Annotated in this window: 16 protein-coding genes; 9 read left to right on the top strand and 7 right to left on the bottom strand. The window is 58.5% G+C overall.

Translation table 11 applies throughout. The features are described from left to right. Entirely contained in the window at positions 1–1,500 is a 1,500-nt protein-coding gene (locus BUE15_RS04075; RefSeq protein ID WP_139252114.1) for a hypothetical protein, read from the bottom strand. A 400-nt stretch (positions 1,501–1,900) separates the two neighbouring features. On the opposite strand from BUE15_RS04075, the gene BUE15_RS21450 reads away from it, so the two are divergent. The 5 genes from BUE15_RS21450 (at position 1,901) to BUE15_RS04055 (ending at position 6,510) form a co-directional block, all read left to right on the top strand. Further along, positions 1,901–2,110, top strand: coding sequence for a hypothetical protein (locus BUE15_RS21450; protein ID WP_139252113.1), 210 nt, complete (start codon positions 1,901–1,903; stop codon positions 2,108–2,110). An 84-nt stretch (positions 2,111–2,194) separates the two neighbouring features. Continuing rightward, complete coding sequence (locus BUE15_RS04070; RefSeq protein ID WP_084548804.1) at positions 2,195–3,922, top strand: ABC transporter substrate-binding protein; 1,728 nt, start codon at positions 2,195–2,197, stop codon at positions 3,920–3,922. A gap of 3 nt (positions 3,923–3,925) precedes the next feature. Further along, positions 3,926–4,987 carry an ABC transporter permease gene (locus tag BUE15_RS04065; protein WP_073281415.1) on the top strand — a complete coding sequence of 354 codons (1,062 nt, stop codon included), beginning with the start codon at positions 3,926–3,928 and terminating at the stop codon, positions 4,985–4,987. Then, positions 4,984–5,988 carry an ABC transporter permease gene (locus tag BUE15_RS22605; protein ID WP_073281414.1) on the top strand — a complete coding sequence of 335 codons (1,005 nt, stop codon included), beginning with the start codon at positions 4,984–4,986 and terminating at the stop codon, positions 5,986–5,988. Before BUE15_RS04065 ends, BUE15_RS22605 begins: the two co-directional genes overlap by 4 nt. 285 nt (positions 5,989–6,273) lie before the next feature. Next, entirely contained in the window at positions 6,274–6,510 is a 237-nt protein-coding gene (locus BUE15_RS04055) for a hypothetical protein (protein WP_073281413.1), read from the top strand. Positions 6,511–6,668: 158 nt separating this feature from the next. Here BUE15_RS04055 and BUE15_RS04050 read toward each other — a convergent pair whose 3' ends face one another. Next, positions 6,669–7,574, bottom strand: a complete 906-nt coding sequence (locus tag BUE15_RS04050) for an SDR family oxidoreductase (protein ID WP_073281412.1) — start codon at positions 7,572–7,574, stop codon at positions 6,669–6,671. 33 nt (positions 7,575–7,607) lie between these two features. Next, positions 7,608–8,249, bottom strand: a complete 642-nt coding sequence (locus BUE15_RS04045; RefSeq protein ID WP_084548803.1) for a peptidylprolyl isomerase — start codon at positions 8,247–8,249, stop codon at positions 7,608–7,610. Between the two features lie 202 nt (positions 8,250–8,451). Here BUE15_RS04045 and BUE15_RS04040 point away from each other — a divergent pair, with 202 nt between their 5' ends. Continuing rightward, positions 8,452–9,102, top strand: a complete 651-nt coding sequence (locus BUE15_RS04040; protein WP_073281411.1) for a DUF2238 domain-containing protein — start codon at positions 8,452–8,454, stop codon at positions 9,100–9,102. An 85-nt stretch (positions 9,103–9,187) separates the two neighbouring features. Here BUE15_RS04040 and hemC read toward each other — a convergent pair whose 3' ends face one another. The 4 genes from hemC to BUE15_RS04020 form a co-directional block, all read right to left on the bottom strand. Further along, the gene (gene hemC, locus BUE15_RS04035) at positions 9,188–10,135 is read right to left on the bottom strand and encodes a hydroxymethylbilane synthase (RefSeq protein WP_073281410.1); all 948 of its coding nucleotides are present in this window, start codon (positions 10,133–10,135) and stop codon (positions 9,188–9,190) included. Positions 10,136–10,348: 213 nt separating this feature from the next. Further along, complete coding sequence (locus BUE15_RS04030) at positions 10,349–11,488, bottom strand: DNA polymerase III subunit (protein ID WP_073281409.1); 1,140 nt, start codon at positions 11,486–11,488, stop codon at positions 10,349–10,351. 30 nt (positions 11,489–11,518) lie between these two features. Continuing rightward, positions 11,519–12,754: a GlmU family protein gene (locus BUE15_RS04025; protein WP_073281408.1), complete on the bottom strand. Its 1,236-nt coding sequence runs from the start codon at positions 12,752–12,754 to the stop codon at positions 11,519–11,521. A 180-nt stretch (positions 12,755–12,934) separates the two neighbouring features. Then, a complete protein-coding gene (locus tag BUE15_RS04020) occupies positions 12,935–13,180 on the bottom strand; it encodes a type B 50S ribosomal protein L31 (RefSeq protein ID WP_073281407.1) in 246 nt (81 codons plus the stop codon). A gap of 201 nt (positions 13,181–13,381) precedes the next feature. On the opposite strand from BUE15_RS04020, the gene BUE15_RS04015 reads away from it, so the two are divergent. The 3 genes from BUE15_RS04015 (at position 13,382) to udk (ending at position 15,307) form a co-directional block, all read left to right on the top strand. Next, positions 13,382–13,783 (top strand): hypothetical protein, encoded by a 402-nt coding sequence (locus BUE15_RS04015; protein WP_073281406.1) that lies wholly within the window; start codon positions 13,382–13,384, stop codon positions 13,781–13,783. Between the two features lie 133 nt (positions 13,784–13,916). Then, positions 13,917–14,510, top strand: coding sequence for an RdgB/HAM1 family non-canonical purine NTP pyrophosphatase (gene rdgB, locus BUE15_RS04010; protein WP_073281405.1), 594 nt, complete (start codon positions 13,917–13,919; stop codon positions 14,508–14,510). 161 nt (positions 14,511–14,671) lie between these two features. Beyond that, positions 14,672–15,307: a uridine kinase gene (gene udk / locus BUE15_RS04005; RefSeq protein WP_073281404.1), complete on the top strand. Its 636-nt coding sequence runs from the start codon at positions 14,672–14,674 to the stop codon at positions 15,305–15,307. The last annotated feature ends 52 nt before the right edge of the window (positions 15,308–15,359 follow it).

Genomic DNA, 15,359 nt, shown 5'->3' with positions numbered 1-15,359 from the left:
TTAGCGTATTACCTTGTCCTGAAGGGCATTGTAGAGCGCCGTTGCTCGCAGAATATCCAGCGTAATCTGCCAGAGCTCTTCATAGGGCACTATCTCAATTTCGGCAAATGCCTCGCCGGGAGGCGGCGCGGCCTGCAATTTCTTCAGCAGCGACTCGGCCCTTTGCTCACTGCGCACCGGGTCGAAATCCGACTTGACGGTGACGGCCAGCATCCGGAAAAACAGCTGACTGCGCAGGTTGCCGGATTCGCGCAGGTGGCGCTGCTGGTACTTGCGCAAGCCCTCCAGTCGAGTCAGGATGCTTTCTACGTCGCGCTGGCGCAGGAAATGCAGAAACTGTAAAATCAGCACGGCCACATTATAGCCCTGCTTATCGCGGCTATGGTCCGGGACGGTTTGCACGAAAGTGCTGAAGCTGCGCATCCGCACCGGCGACATTTCGGGACGTACGAATTGCATATATGTCTCATACAAGTCCCAACGCTGCTGGGCCAGCGTACCCTGCTTGGCAAAGTGCAGGTTCTTGCGGGCACTTCCCAGCAGTTCCAGCGCCTGCCCATACTGTCCGGCATGAATGGCAAGCAGCAGATAGATTTCAAGATAGTACAGCCAGTTGATGGAGGAATAGTGGAAGTATTTGGCGTACTCCTCGGCCAGCTTCAGGCCCTTGGCGGCCTGGCGGCTCCTGAAGTGCGCATACACGCTCATGTAGGCATTAAACCGCTTGTCAAACCGCTTGTCGTTGATTTTGCCCTGCTCCAGTTGCCGGGCTGTGTCTGCCGTAATCCGGATAATAGCTTCGTAGTTGCCAACCAGCTCTTCCTGAATAAGGCGGGTGCGGTAGTGGTAGAGAAAAGTGGAAAAGGACTTCACCTGCTGATGCAGGTCCGCCAGCTTCTGTACGTGCTCTTCCATTTTTTCCAGAATGGAACGACGAGTGCGCACAGTGTAGGCAATGGTAGCCTTCACATCCCAGTACAGTTGGGCCGCTTCTTCCTCCAATGCCAGCTGCTTTTGGCTTTTCGCCAGCAATTCTTTGTTGGCCTGGTAACGCACCGGCATCCGCATATCGGCATAAATGCTGCGCAAAAGCTGCCCGCATAGCACCACATACTGGGTTAGCTCCTGGGTTTGGGCTATGCGCAGGGCCTTGCGGCAAAGTGGTTCGGCGGCCCTCAACTCTCCTTCGGAGTACAGCGTGTTGACCTGCAGGTATAAGCTCAGGAACTGGTGCTCGTAGCGTCGCGAAACAAGGTGGCGCGGGTCAGTTTCATCCAGAAAGTACAAGTGGTTCAGCAGCTTCTGCTGTACCCGCGACTTAAGCTTCCGGAAAGCAGTTTGCCGTACTTTATCAGTCTTGCTGTACAGTGCCTTTACAATCTGCTGCTGGCTTCTGGGCTGGTTATCCGTCAGCAATTGCACCAGCAGCATCTCCTTATTTGCGGAATTTCGGGCCGCAAAATCCAACAGCGGAAGCACTTTCAGCTTTCTGTCTGTCACAATCCGGGCTAAATTCGTCAGATCTTCCATTTGTAAAAAGTGGCCTACGGACTATATGAGGGCACATCCGCCATATTTTGGCAGTAGAAGCCTTGTCACAAAACAACGTAGATTTTCCTTTACAGATGGCATTCCAGCACTCAACCTTTGTAAAGAGGAAATATAGTTTTTTCGGTGGCTATATGTCACATTTCAGCCCTTTTTAAGCACTTTTAGCGCCTGCTATTATCTTTCTCATTGAGCTATATACTGTTCTAGGAGTCATTATTTATCGGTTTCATTAAAGTAAATATAATTTTTATACAAATCACTTTTACAATTATTCTTTCCTTTACCCAGGCCGGGTTTGCGCCCACCTTTGTGTCACTCAACCACTTGAACGCCACAAAATTTCAGCGCCATGTTAGAATTAGTTGTACTCGCCCTGCTTCAAATTAACAGCCTCACCAGCCCTGAAGCTTCTATCTATAAGACGACTTCGCCAACCGTAACTTCTGCTGACGCCGACCACGGCTCGGGTGGCTGGACTGGTATCGATGCAGACCACGGCTCGGGCGGCTGGACTGGTGTTGACGCTGACCACGGCTCGGGTGGCTGGACTGGCCGATAGGCCCCAGCTACACTGCCGGGAGAGGTGCTCAACGGAAATCTTGGCTAACTTGCCCGGCGGGCATGCTCTGCCTGCCGTGCATTCATGAAGCTTCTTCTTCCGAGCTTACTTCTTCTGCTGTTGCTTTCCGGCGGACTAGCTGCCTGTAGTTCATCTACTTCCTCATCGGCAGCAGTTCGTATCCGCTGGGCACATGATCCGGAAACTCTGGATCCGCTGCTGGCCAGTACGCCGCAAGCTGTGGAGGTTATCAACCTGCTGCACTGTAGCCTGCTGATCAGCAACCCCGACAGCCAGGCAATAGTCCCTTGGCTGGTGGAGTCACTGCCTGCAATTACACAACAGGACTCGTTATTTCGGCTCAGCTATCGGCTCCGGCCGGAGGCAACCTGGGACAATGGCCTACCTGTATTGGCCCGCGACGTAGCTTTCACGCTTCGGGTTCTGAACTGCCCGGGTCTGCCCACGGAGTTTGCACGCGCCCAGTACGGTTTCGTGCGCGACATTGAGCTGGACAAGACGGATCCGCGCCGTTTCACGCTCCTCTGCAGCAGTGCTTCGCCGGATATAGTGCTGGCTTCCGGCGACTATTCTATTCTGCCCGAATACTCACTCGATTCTGCGGGCACGTTTCGGGCAGTGCCACTGCCACTGCTGCGCTCCGATACCGCCGAGGCGCTGCGGCGCTACCCAGCACTCCGGGCTTTTGCCGCGCGCTACCAGCAAGCTCAGTTGGGCCGGCATCCGGAGCGCCTGCCTGGCTGCGGTCCTTACCGCCTCAAAAGCTGGGAGAGCAACCGCTACCTGGTGTTGGAGCGTAAGCCCAACTGGTGGGCCGATACGCTGGCGTCAGCCCCGCCATGGCTGCAGGCCAAAGCACCACGCATTGACTACCAGGTTATTCCGGACAATGCCACGGCTATACTCGCTTTGCGCAGTGGCAGCCTGGACCTGTATCCGATGCCGCCGGCCCATGACTTCAACCGTTTGAAGGCTTCGGCAGATACTGCGCGGCTAGCCTTCTACGCCACCGATTCTTACGACATGCTGGTGGCTGGCTTCAACACCGAGCGCCCGCACCTTCAGGATGCGGCAACCCGGCGGGCCCTCAGCCTTCTGTTCAATATTCCTGATCTGATGCAGGCCACCCATCCGGGGCTGGCGTATCGGAGCGTGAGCCTGATTAACCCTCACGACCGGCTGGCTTATCAGGACAGTTTGCCGGACCTGCACTTCTCGCCGGCCGAAGCCCAACGCCTGCTCCGGCTGGCCGGCTGGCAGCGCCGCGCAGACGGGCGGTGGTGGCGCGGCAGCATGGGGCCGCTGGCTCTACAGTTCAGCTATCAGGCGGGTGCTACCGAACATGAAACTATAGCCCTGCAGTTTAGAGCATCGGCGGCTTCTCTAGGCATACCAGTGCAGTTGCGCCCAGCAGAAGCGGGCATGTTTCGTCAGCAGCTCCAGGCTGGCACCACCGACCTGTTCATTCGCCGGACATCCGGCAATCCGTTTGGCTACAATTTTACACCTCTGCTACACACTCGCGGTATCGGGCTCTACAATTATAGCCGCTTCAGCCACCCCAAGGCCGACCGGCTGATTGAGGCTATTGTGGCGGAGCCAGACCCACGGCGTCATGCTCGCCTCCTGAAGCGCTTTCAGGAACTGCTGCGGCAGGAGTCGCCGCTGGTGGTGCTGTATTTCACGAGAAACCGGCTGATTGCAACGCGGCAGCTGCAGGCGGTACGCCCCCTGAGCGTGCGCCCGGGCTATGATGTGCTGAGTCTGCAACTGACTTCCCCACAGCCTTAGCGCATGGTCAGGCGCATTTTTTATCAGGCCGGGCAGGCGCTGCTTATCATTTGGGCTACTATCACGCTGCTATTTCTGCTTACCCGCTCCCTGGCGAATGAGCAGATAATTCTGGCCCGCTTTATCGGTGACGAATCTACTGCATCTTCCTCTCTAGGGCAGCGGCAGCAGGCACAGCAACAGGCCCGCCACCGGCTGGGACTAGACCTGCCCCTGTTTTATCTGGCCCGCACCGCAGCGGATTCGTCGGAGGCCTGGCTGGCGCCGCGCTGGTATTGGACGGGCACTCAGAACCAGTATCACCAGTGGGTGCGCGGACTGGGGCGAGGTGACGCCGGCCTTTCTTACCGCAACCAAGAAGCCGTAAGCAGCCTGCTTGCTAATGCGTTGCAGCATACGCTACCGCTTGCGCTGCTGGCGGGAGTCTTGCTGATAACCCTGTCTGTTCCGCTGGGTATATGGTTGGCGGCACCGGGCCGAAATGTAGCGCTGGTGGTGCTGTTTGCCCTGGACACTCTTCCGCTGTTTGTAGTGGCGCTGCTGCTGCTGCTACTGCTGGCCAACCCCGACATGGCGGCCCTTTTTCCGGCGTACGGCCTCGGGGCCGACGAAACAACTTCCTTCTGGAGCGCTCCTGCTTCCTATATAAGCTACCTGATCCTGCCCCTGGCGAGTTTAGTCCTGACAGGCATTGCAGAGCCTGCCATCCAACTTGCCACGGCTCTGCGCATCGAGCTTCAAAAAGAGTATGTGCTGGCGGCGCGGGCCAAGGGTTTATCGGCCGCGCAGACGCTGCGCCGCCATGCATTGCGGAACGCGTGGCTGCCCACCATCACGCTGCTCACCGATTTACTTCCGAATCTGCTGGCGGGGTCCTTGGTTGTAGAGTTGATTTTCGCCCTGCCCGGTCTGGGCCGGTTACTGGCCGAAGCCGCTGCCGCCCACGACCATCCGGTGCTGCTAGGGGGAGCCGTACTGATAGTGCTGGTGCGGCAGCTTTCTTTGTGGCTTGCCGAGGGGCTGTATCGGCTTGCTGATCCGCGGCTCAGAACCCATTCGCTATGAGCCGAAATGGAATTTTCAGCAACTGGAGTGGGTGGCTCAGCTTCGGGTGGTTGCTGCTGCTGCTCATTGGCGCCTTGCTCGCCGACGCCGTCACCTTGCCTTCCGGGCCGGATTTGCTTCGCGCTAGCGCGGCGCCTCTCACCCCGGGCCATCTGCTCGGTACTGACTCCCAGGGGCAGGATGTATTGAGCGGCATATTGCACGGCGCGCGCACTACCCTGCTCATCAGCCTCCCAACGGCCATAAGTGCCGCCACGCTAGGCACCGCATTAGGCGTAGTGGCCGGCTATTGGGGCAACACCCGGTTGCGGCTGCCACGCGCCTGGGTGCTGGCGGGCGGCGGGGCTTTGCTGCTCTATACGCTGCTTTGTGCCCCAGAACGCAGTCCAGTGGCTGGCTGGTGGCCACTGGTTCTGGCGAGTGGCGGCATAGTCTCAGGGAAGATCCTGGCCCGACGAGGCTGGGGCCGAACTGCCGTAGTACTGCCAGCCGATACAGTAGTTTCAGCGAGTATGGTGTTTCTGGCCGCTGTGCCTCGCTTATTACTGGTGCTGGTAGTGGCCGCCACTATCGAACCCAGCATTAGCTCCCTTATTTTGCTTCTTACGCTCACCTTTTGGGTACCGACTGCGCGCCTGGTCCGGGCGGAAGTGCAGCGAATCCGGCAGCTCCCCTACTTTGAAGCCGCCACGGCCTTGGGAGTACCCGCTCCACAGATTATTCTCCGGCACGTACTGCCAGGCTGCTGGCCGCTGGTGCGCACCAGCCTGCCCCTAAGCCTGGCAGTACTCATCAGCCTCGAGACTACTCTATCGTTTCTGGGGGTAGGCCTGCCACCTGAAATGCCCAGTTGGGGCAGAGTGCTGGCCGCTGGGCGTGTTTCGCCGACCTGCTGGTGGCTCATTATTTTCCCTACTATGGCTTTGCTATTCACAGCGCTGTCCCTGCGACGGCTTCTCCCTGATTTAGGGCAGAGCAGGGTCACAAGCAAGGCAAAATAATGTCACACAGTGCCCTTATAACAGCACACACAGTATTACCCCAACGCGTTACAGCAAGAACAACCACTCGATATAACAACCTATATATCAGCAATTAACAAAACACAAGACAGGATACAACCAGTACCACTTCAAGCCAGCCTTCGCCTGGAAGTGCAGAATTATGCTTGTCACATTTTAGCTCTAACTGTCCTTTACAGCAGGAGCGCTTCAGCCTACTTTTGATATGTGCTTAGGGTATACAGGACCCGAAACCACTACTCAAGCTGTTGCATCTGGCTCCTCATGGCCTCATTACTACTCAAACGCAAGCAGGAATACGCACTGCGTCACTTGCTTCTGGAAATGGATACTTACCAACGAACCGCAAAAACGATGGCCAGCTTCCAGACGATTGATGGAGAAGTGATACCCTATGGCGTTGGGCAGCACGCTCTACAAACGGGCACTGCGGTGCTGGTTGGTGGGCTGCTGGTTGGAACGGTTTTTCTGGACAACAACGAAATTACTTACAGGGATTAAAGTGTTTTTTTATAACAGTCGGTTTTGCTAAGGGAGCAGGACTGGCTAGTGAACAATGTTGCAATAGGTGTGTGAAAACCCCGCTGGTTCTGCCTGCGGGGTTTTTGCGTTTACAGACAGCTATTTCATCTGATAGGCTGCTGGCACCGGGCGCCCGCTCAAGGGGCTGCGGTTTGTTTCTCAAGCACAGCAATGCCTTCTGCGAAGGTGTGGGGCCTGTAGCCTAGCTCCTGGCGGGCTTTGCTGATAACAAACCCTGTCCGCAACGGCCGCCGCGCCGGCTGCGAGAACGTGCTGGCATCTACTTCGGCAATAAGCGAAGCATCGAGCTGAAAATGCGCCGCCACCTGCAACGCCATCTGATACGGCGTCAGTACTTCGTCGCTGCTGATGTGGTAGATGCCCGTTGCGTTTTGCTGCGCCACCAGCCAGCAGCCCTGAGCCAGGTCCTCGGCCAGCGTGGGCGTGCGGTACTGGTCGCTCACCACCCGGATAGACTGGCCGGCGCGCAGGGAGTCGCGGACCCATAGCACAATGTTGGTGCGCGCATACTCATGCGCGGTGCCATACACGAGCACCGTTCGCACAATGACCCAGGGTGTGCGGGCCGCCTGCACAATCTTCTCGGCGGCGGCCTTGCTCTCCCCGTAGAAATTTATCGGGGCTGGCTCGGCCTGCTCATCCAGCGGCCCCTGCTCACCACTGAACACGAAGTCGGTGCTGAGGTGCGTGAGATGCACCCGATGGGCTTCGCAGGCTGCTACCACATGTCTTACCGCCGTTACGTTGTGCAGCCAGCACTCCTCCCGCTTCAGCTCGCACTCATCGGCATTCGTCATGGCGGCCGTATGAATGAGGTGAGTCGGGGCTTCCTGCGCGAGCACGCGCTCTACTTCCTCTTGGCGGCTCACGTCCAACTGCACAAAGCGCACATCCGGATACAATGCGGCCAACTTGTTGGGGCCGCGCGAAGTGGCCACCACGTGCACGCCCGGCTGTTCGCGTAGCAGCGCCACGAGCTTCTGGCCCAGCAGACCGTTGGTTCCGGTAACGAGAATACGCATGGCGGCAGTTGGGTCAGCTACGAGAAAACAGGCTTAATACGCGTAGCCGTAGAGCTCCGAAATCTTTTTCTTCTTGAGCTTCTCCACTTTCACCGTCATTTTGAGGTCGGTCAGGGGCCGGTCACGGTCGTCTTTCGGCTGCGTGGCAATCTTGTCGATAACATCGAGGCCGCTTACGACTTGGCCGAACACCGTATACTGTCCATCGAGGTGAGGCACGCCCTGGTGGTTCTGCACGAGGTAGAACTGCGAGGCACTGCTGGCACGCTGCGGATTCACGAAGTCGCCCTGGCGGGCGGCGGCTACGGCTCCGAACTTGTGTTTCAGCTCGGGCCGGATTTCGGCCGGAATGGTTTGCTCATTCGGCTGGCCCATGCCGTCATTGGATGGGTCGGTGTCTTTGGAATTGGCATCACCGCCCTGCACCATGAAATTGGGGATGACGCGGTGAAAGGTAGTTCCGGTATAAAATCTGCTTTCGGCCAGCTTCAGAAAGTTGGCTTTGTGCAGTGGCGTCACGTCGAAGAGCACAAGCTTGATTTCGCCGAGCGAAGTGCTGATGGTAACGAGCTGATCTTTCTTGCTGGGCTTGGGCGCTTTGGCTGCAGCCGCCACGGAAGTCAGCAGGAACAAAAAGGCAGTCAGGAGCGCGGCAACACGGGAAACGAAAGGCATAGAGACAGAAAACACAAGGGTTAGGCGGCGAAATTAAGACGTTTGCCCGGGCGGCGCCAGAAAATTGGCAGATGCAACTGCTCCCGCCCGGCGCGAAGCTCAGCTAGAGTCCTTATTCGCAACATCGAATATTTATCCGCTGGCCGCCGCCTTTCCGGTAGGAACGCCGTATGCGCCTCATCATTGCTCTGAATCCCGTTTTATGAACCAACTCTATTCTTCGGGCGCGCCGGCTGTGCCACTAGCCACCGCGCCGGCACATTGTTTTCCCAAGCTTCTGCTGGCCGCCTATCTGGTCGAATTCGTAGTCCTGGGCATCAGTCCGGCGGAGCGGGGCACTTGGTGGGCCGAGAACATACCTATTCTGCTTCTTGTGGCGGCCCTTACTGTGCTATACGTGCGGGGCACCCGGTTTTCCAACCTGGCGTACGCCCTGATGAGCGTGCTGATCTTTATGCACACTCTGGGCGGCCACTACACTTTCGAGAAGGTACCTTTTGACTGGTTCAATCAGCTGTTTGGCTTCAAGCGCAACATGTACGACCGGGTAGCGCACTTCTCTGTGGGCTTCTATGCGTATGCCATCATCGAGCTAACGGACCGCTACGGCAGCATCCGGAACCGCGCCATCAGCTATTGGTTTCCGCTGTGCGTGATTGGCACCGTGGCCATGACGTATGAGCTGATTGAGTGGGTGTATGCCGAAGTAGCCGGTGGCGACGCCGGAGCCGCTTTCCTCGGCAGCCAGGGCGACATCTGGGACGCGCAGAAAGATATGCTGGCCGATACCAGCGGCGCTGTGTTTGCGCTGCTGCTCTACGCCCTGTTCGGGCAAGGCCGCAAGGCGGAATAAGTCAGTCCAGCTTTCATATGGAAAAAGCCCCGCTGCCTAGGCAACGGGGCTTTTCGTGTGTTTCTTACAGCACTTTAACTTTGGCTTACGCCACATTTTCGCCGCGCTGCTGCCGGATGCTTTCCAGGATCTGACGGCCACCGCGAGCCAGTATTCTTTCCGCTACCTGCACACCCAGCGCATCGGCTTGGCTGGCATCGGCCTGCTGCGTTTCTTCCAGCAACTCCGTCCCATCGAGGCTGATGAGGCCACCGTGCAGACGCACGGCACCGGTTGCGGCATCCAGCGTGGCCAGAGCAAAGGAAGGAATGCTGCAGCCACCTTCCATAGTGCGCAGAAAAGCCCGCTCGGCCGTCAGGCACAGGTGCGTGGCCGGATGGTTAAGGATGCGGTTGAGCTCTGCTTTGAGGGCGGACTCCAGGTTTCGGGCGCACTCGATGGCTACGCTGCCTTGCCCGGTAGCCGGCACAAACCGGGTTTCGGGCAGCACGTGGCGAATCAGGCCGTCGTATTGCATGCGGTGCACCCCGGCGTAAGCCAGCACCAGCGCATCATACTGGCCTTCCTCCAGCTTGCGCAGGCGGGTCTGAAGGTTGCCGCGGGCCTCGGCGGTGGTGGCATTGGGCAGAAACCGTTTCAGCATGGCCTTGCGGCGGGTGCTGCTGGTGCCCAGCACCAGTCCCGGCCGCTGCAGGTCGAGGTCGGTTTGGAAGCTCACTACCACATCGTTCACCTGCTCCCGCTCCATGAAGGCCAGCAGCTCCAGATCATCGGGGATGGAGCTTTGCACATCTTTGGCGCTGTGCACGGCAATATCGATATGGCCCGTGCGCAAGCCCACTTCCAGCTCCTCCGTGAACACGCCTTTGGCCCCGATTTTATCGAGGGAGCGGTCCAGCACCACGTCGCCTTTGGTCGTGATGATGACAATTTCGGTGGCGAGGCCGGCTTGCTGCAGGCACGCTTCTACGTGGTGGGCCTGCCACAGCGCCAGCTTGCTGCCACGGGTGCCGATACGGATGATACGAGACATGGTGTATGCTATTTCTGACAGCTCCAGTAGCGCCCGGGTTGTAGGACTGACTACAGGTAGCGGGCAAGGAGCTTAAGACGGTTGTGCTTCGCGGAAATTTTCATTTCCTTACGCCGGGTAAAGGTACAGTAGTCTGCCGGGCCGCAGAGGCTATAGCGGTTTTAGCAGCAGCTATACCTTTTTACCAAGCTGTATTTTCCACCTTTTGGTGCATCAGGAGGCCATTTTGAGCAGTTCTGCTACCCGCAGCGAGGTATCCACGAACACCATACGGGGGTTGGCGTTTCGCTCGATGTGGTAGTGGGCCTCGTTCAGCTCGTGGGTAAGCGGGTCGGCGTTGCGGGGCGTCACGAAGCGGCTGAAGCCCCGCACAAATGGCTGCTCCTGCACCGACAGATGCGGCACCAGCTTGGGGTCGAGGCCAAAAAGCAGCACTTTGCGCAGCAGCGTGAGGGCGTATTGCAGAAACTCCTTCTGGTTTTCGCGGCCCAGCTTCTGAAACTCGTCGCTCTTCTCCAGAATGTCGCTCACTTTGTTGCTGAAGCAGGTGCGCATCCAATTCACGAACAGGTCGAAGTAGTCGTGGTCGGTGGAGGTAGAATTCTGAGCCGCCAGCGCCGCGCCAGGGTTGCCTTCGGCCAGCCGGGCCAGCTGCCGGGCCTTCACTTCCGGCACCTGGTGCACGTCGCGTAGCCAACTCGTCAGCTCTTCTTCCAGCAGCGGGCGCACTACCACCGGCTGCACGCGGCTGACAATGGTAGGCAGCAACAGCTCTGGCGAGAAGCTCACCAGCAGGAAAACCGTGGCGGGCGGCGGCTCTTCCAGCAGCTTGAGCACGGCATTGGCGGCGGCCGGGTGCATCAGCTCGGGCAGCCAGATAACCACGAGCTTGAACCGAGCTTCAAACGCCTTGAGGCTCACCAACCGCAGCAGCTGCAGGCTTTCCTCCTTGGAAATGCTGCCCTGCTTGTTTTCGGCCCCGATGTGCTGCATCCAGTCGTTGAAGCCCTGGTAGGGGTTTTCGAGCACGAAGCCGCGCCACTCCGCCGCGAACTTGCTGCTGGTGGCATCCTTGGGCACAGCCTTGGTAGTCGTGACGGGCAGGATGAAGTTCAGGTCAGGATGAATCAGCTTGTCGATTTTCTGGCAGCTGGGGCACTGCCCGCAGGAATCTTCGGCCTCCGGCGTGCGGCTTTCGCAGTTCAGAAACGTAGCATACGCCAGCGCCAGTGCCAACGCCGCCGAGCCCTCGGCCCCACGAAACAGCTGCGCGTGCGCCACATGGTTGCGGCGCACACTCTGCATCAGGAGTTGCTTGACCTGCTGCTGGCCGGGAATTTCGGAGAAACGCATTCTGTATGGTTGCCGCTTTCAGTTATCTGGTTATAGCTCCACGCCGGCCTCAGGCGCCGCATGAGCCACTTTTTCCCACACCCGGTCCTTGGCCGTGGCCTCGTACACGTGCTGCATAATGCCCTGCTCCGTCTGGTCGTAGGTGAGCTGGCGACGGGCCATTACGCGTTCCGCCACTTCCTTCACTTTCGGGAGCTTGAAGGTTTCGAAGCCAGCGGCCCCGCCCCAGCTGAAGCTCGGGATAAACGTGCGCGGGAAGCCCGCCCCGAAAATGTTGGCGCCCACGCCCACCACCGTGCCCGTGTTGAACATAGTGTTGATGCCGCACTTGCTATGGTCGCCCATCATCAGGCCGCAGAAGGTCTGGCCGGTATTCACGAAGCGCCCCGCCGAGTGGCTCCAGATTTTCACCGGCGCGTAGTTGTTCTTGAGGTTGCTGGTGTTGGTGTCGGCGCCCAGGTTGCACCACTCCCCTATCACGGAGTTGCCGAGGTAGCCGTCGTGGCCCTTGTTGGAGTAGCCCAGCAGAATGCTGTTGCCGACTTCGCCGCCCACTTTGCTGAAGGGCCCCACAGTGTTGTCGCCGCGCATTTTGGCGCCGGCATTGATGTGGCTGCCTTCGCACAAAGCCAAAGGCCCGCTGATGATGGCCCCCTCATGCACCTGTGAATTCTTACCGAGGTAAATCGGGCCATTCTCAGCGTTCAGGATAGCCGCTCTGATTTTCACACCAGGCTCGATAAACACGTTTTCCGGGGCGTACACAATGGTGTGCGCATCCCCCACTGGCTCCGACTGCCGGCCTTTGGTCAGCAAATCAAAGTCACGGCGGATTTCGGCGCCGTTGCGCAAAAACAGGTGCCACACTTCCCGGATGACGGTGACCGGCTCGACCACGTCGCGGGTTTTCTGAAAGCCTTCCTGAATCAGCTCAGCTACCTGCGTGGCATCGGCCAGGTGGGCAGCCACCAGCGTCTGGTCGCAGAACAGCGCCTCACCGGCCTGCAGCGCCTGCACCTGCCGTACCAGCACATCGTCGGGGCACACGGCGCCGTTGATCACCAGCGCCGGGCCCTGGGTAGAGCCGGCCGGAAACTTGGCCTGCAGATAGGGCTCGGTCAGGTACCCGACGGTCTGGCTTAGCCGGTGCTGCCACTTCTCGGCAATCGTCAGGATGCCACAGCGCAGGGCCGCCACCGGGCGCGTAAACGTGAACGGCAGCAGGTGGGGCCGGATGGCCGGGTCGTCGAAGAGCAGAACGTGCATAAGTCGGTTGGAGGAGTTGCGCGGGACCGGCCGAGTGCCGGCCGCGGCGGGATGAGGTGCAAAGGTCGCCTTCTGCGGGAAGTTTAAAAACAAAAACTCCCGCTGGCAGAGCCGGCGGGAGCTTGATGAGGTTCAGGTGGCGGCTGGCGCTGGGCCGGCCCCGACTGAGCAACTCAGAAACTACTTCTTCTTGTAGCGGGTCATGAACTTCTCTACGCGGCCAGCCGTGTCGAGCAGTACGTTTTTGCCGGTGTAGAAGGGGTGCGACTCCGAGCTAACTTCCACCTTAATCACGGGATACGTCTTACCGTCTTCCATCGTGATGGTCTCGTTGGAGTTCATCGTCGAGCGGGTTACGAATTTGAAGCCGCTGGAGCTGTCCTGGAATACCACTTCGCGATATTCGGGGTGGATGTCTTTTTTCATGGTCGGAATGCCGTTTGTACCTGGTTGCCTGCCGATTTTGCGGAAGGGACTGCAAAAGTACATGTTACGCCCAACTTTCAAAAGCTCCGGCCATCCTTTTCTGCATTTATCCCCTCAACTGATACGAGCTACCGGAATTTGCTTATTTTTGAAACCTGCCCCCTGCCTACCGCCTATCGATTTTACGCTACCCTCCCACCTATGTTTCGCAAGGCTACTCTTCCGCTAACGCTGCTGGTGCTACTGTGCGCCACAGTGGCCCTGAGTGCCACCATCACGCTGTTTCAGGCCACTTTCGATGGCTCCAACGTGCGCATTATCTGGGAGGTAGCCAATGAAACCGGCGTGCAGAGCTACGAGCTGTACCGCAAAGCCAACAACGAGCCGGCTTTCGGACGCATAAGCACTGCGTCGCCTTCCGGCCAAACGCGCTACCAATATCTGGATACGGATGTGTATCGTGGCGCTCAGGGTGGCGGCCCTTACACCTACCGCCTCACGGTGCGCACCACTACCGGCGACCAAAGTTATACCAGCACCTTAGGTCAGACGCCCAGCGCCGTACAGCGCTCCTGGGGCAGCATCAAGTCGATGTTTCGGTAGACGCGGGTTGGCCGCTGTTTGCTGATTGTTGAGTAGAGCCGGCTGGTCCGGCTTTTTTTGTGGCGGTGCGCCTGCGCATCTTTGCTAGCTGAACTTCTCCTCGGCCTACCACTTTTTCATCAACCAACTCCAGATGCGTCTTTGCTTCGCTTCCAACAACGCTCATAAACTCGACGAAATCCGGCCGCTGCTGCCCGCCGGCACCGAGCTGCTGAGCCTCGCTGATATTGGCTGCCACGAAGAGCTGCCCGAAACCCAGGATACGCTGGAAGGCAACGCCCGCCAGAAAGCCAACTATGTGTGGGAGCATTTTGGGGTAGCCTGCTTTGCCGATGACACCGGTCTGGAAGTAGCGGCGCTGGGCGGGGCTCCCGGCGTATACTCGGCGCGCTATGCCGGCCCGCAGCGCCTGGCCGCCGACAACGTGCAGAAGCTGCTGCAGGAGTTGGAGGGCCAGCCCGACCGTTCGGCTCAGTTCCGGACAGTAGTAGCGCTGGTGCTGCCCGACGGCACTGTGCACCAATTTGCGGGGGCCGTGGAAGGACGCATCACCGAAACGCCAAGCGGCAGCGGCGGCTTCGGTTACGACCCGGTATTTCAGCCGCTGGAAGGCGACGGCCGCACGTTTGCGGACATGACAACTGCGGAGAAAAACCACATCAGCCACCGGGCGCGGGCCGTGGCTGGGCTGGTAACCTTTCTCCGGCAGCATGAGTCGGCCGCATAAGCTGCAAGAAGCGCCATTGACTGAAACCAAGCCCAGGCAGAATAAAACAAAGACTCTACTACCCCTAGCACGGCTATTCTGCGGGCATCTGCCTCCCTCATCACCCCAATTTATTACTTTTGCAGGGTTGGCCCTGCCGGTACGGGCCGTTTTTCCACACCATGCAACATCCTTTCATTGTCGGTATCACGGGCGGCAGCGCCTCCGGCAAAACCACTTTTCTGCGCCGGCTGCTGGCTTCGTTTTCCGAAGAAGAAATCTGCCTGATTTCGCAGGACAACTACTACCACCCACGCGAAAACCAGTTCGTGGATGCGCAGGGTGTCACGCATTTCGACCTGCCGACTTCCATTGACTCGGCTGCGTACGCGGCCGATGTGCTCAGCATCAGCCGGGGCCAGGAAGTGCGCCGGCCGGAGTACACGTTCAACAACACGTTGGCAGCCCCAACTGAACTGGTATTTCGCCCTGCCCCTATTGTGGTGGTGGAAGGCATCTTCGTGTTTCACTTTGAAGAAGTAGCCCGCCTGCTTGATCTGAAGGTGTTTATCGATGCTCAGGAGCACGTGAAGGTGCTGCGCCGCATTGTGCGCGACCGGGACGAACGGGGCTACGACCTGGAGGACGTGCTGTACCGCTACGTCAACCACGTGGCGCCCACCTACGACAAGTATATTAAGCCCTACAAAAACGACGCGGACATCATCATCCCCAACAACCACCACTTCGACCGGGCGTTGGATGTGCTGGTTTCCTTCCTCAGAAGCAAAGTAGCCGCCAGCAAACAGGTGCTCTAAGTACTGCGGCTCCGAGTTCAGCAAAAAAGCGTGTTGCCGGTACGGCAACACG

The sequence above is a fragment of the Hymenobacter psychrotolerans DSM 18569 genome, assembly GCF_900142395.1.
Classification (GTDB): domain Bacteria; phylum Bacteroidota; class Bacteroidia; order Cytophagales; family Hymenobacteraceae; genus Hymenobacter; species Hymenobacter psychrotolerans.
This window is presented reverse-complemented; position numbering and strand designations above follow the sequence as displayed.

Excerpts from the sequence above, each read along its gene's own strand:
- BUE15_RS04030 (WP_073281409.1), bottom strand. The coding sequence starts at position 11,488 with ATGCGTTTCTCCGAAATTCCCGGCCAGCAGCAGGTCAAGCAACTCCTG.
- BUE15_RS04055 (WP_073281413.1), top strand. The coding sequence starts at position 6,274 with ATGGCCTCATTACTACTCAAACGCAAGCAGGAATACGCACTGCGTCAC.
- BUE15_RS04040 (WP_073281411.1), top strand. The coding sequence starts at position 8,452 with ATGAACCAACTCTATTCTTCGGGCGCGCCGGCTGTGCCACTAGCCACC.
- BUE15_RS04070 (WP_084548804.1), top strand. The coding sequence starts at position 2,195 with ATGAAGCTTCTTCTTCCGAGCTTACTTCTTCTGCTGTTGCTTTCCGGC.
- BUE15_RS22605 (WP_073281414.1), top strand. The coding sequence starts at position 4,984 with ATGAGCCGAAATGGAATTTTCAGCAACTGGAGTGGGTGGCTCAGCTTC.
- rdgB (WP_073281405.1), top strand. The coding sequence starts at position 13,917 with ATGCGTCTTTGCTTCGCTTCCAACAACGCTCATAAACTCGACGAAATC.
- BUE15_RS04015 (WP_073281406.1), top strand. The coding sequence starts at position 13,382 with ATGTTTCGCAAGGCTACTCTTCCGCTAACGCTGCTGGTGCTACTGTGC.
- BUE15_RS21450 (WP_139252113.1), top strand. The coding sequence starts at position 1,901 with ATGTTAGAATTAGTTGTACTCGCCCTGCTTCAAATTAACAGCCTCACC.
- BUE15_RS04025 (WP_073281408.1), bottom strand. The coding sequence starts at position 12,754 with ATGCACGTTCTGCTCTTCGACGACCCGGCCATCCGGCCCCACCTGCTG.
- BUE15_RS04020 (WP_073281407.1), bottom strand. The coding sequence starts at position 13,180 with ATGAAAAAAGACATCCACCCCGAATATCGCGAAGTGGTATTCCAGGAC.
- hemC (WP_073281410.1), bottom strand. The coding sequence starts at position 10,135 with ATGTCTCGTATCATCCGTATCGGCACCCGTGGCAGCAAGCTGGCGCTG.
- udk (WP_073281404.1), top strand. The coding sequence starts at position 14,672 with ATGCAACATCCTTTCATTGTCGGTATCACGGGCGGCAGCGCCTCCGGC.
- BUE15_RS04065 (WP_073281415.1), top strand. The coding sequence starts at position 3,926 with ATGGTCAGGCGCATTTTTTATCAGGCCGGGCAGGCGCTGCTTATCATT.
- BUE15_RS04050 (WP_073281412.1), bottom strand. The coding sequence starts at position 7,574 with ATGCGTATTCTCGTTACCGGAACCAACGGTCTGCTGGGCCAGAAGCTC.
- BUE15_RS04045 (WP_084548803.1), bottom strand. The coding sequence starts at position 8,249 with ATGCCTTTCGTTTCCCGTGTTGCCGCGCTCCTGACTGCCTTTTTGTTC.